The sequence below is a fragment of the Paenibacillus sp. GbtcB18 genome, assembly GCF_019091125.1.
Classification (GTDB): domain Bacteria; phylum Bacillota; class Bacilli; order Paenibacillales; family NBRC-103111; genus Paenibacillus_F; species Paenibacillus_F chitinolyticus.
In genome coordinates, this window is the sequence record NZ_JAGXJX010000717.1 from 1 (window position 1) to 244 (window position 244).

At 54.9% G+C, this 244-nt stretch carries 1 pseudogene; it reads right to left on the bottom strand.

Going from position 1 to position 244, the window contains the following annotated elements:
* Positions 1-25: 25 nt before the first annotated feature.
* A pseudogene (locus KVT34_RS30890) lies at positions 26-244 on the bottom strand (copper amine oxidase N-terminal domain-containing protein); the annotation flags it as partial.

Genomic DNA, 244 nt, shown 5'->3' on the forward strand with positions numbered 1-244 from the left:
TTGTTGAATCTGTTTCTATGTCATCTTACTCAGGCTTGTTGCCGGATTTTGTATCGATCGTTAAAGCGTATGAGGCAGCTTCCCACGAAACGTCAAAATCAAGCGCTTGAGCAAGATCCCGAAGTTGGAAATAATTGTTGCCATCGAGCGTGTAGTCTGGGAAGGGGGCTCCCCCCGGGTTAACAAGCAGCTTCGCCGCACCGGGGCCCCCCCCCGTGCCGGTAGGCTGACCGGTTGGGGCTGG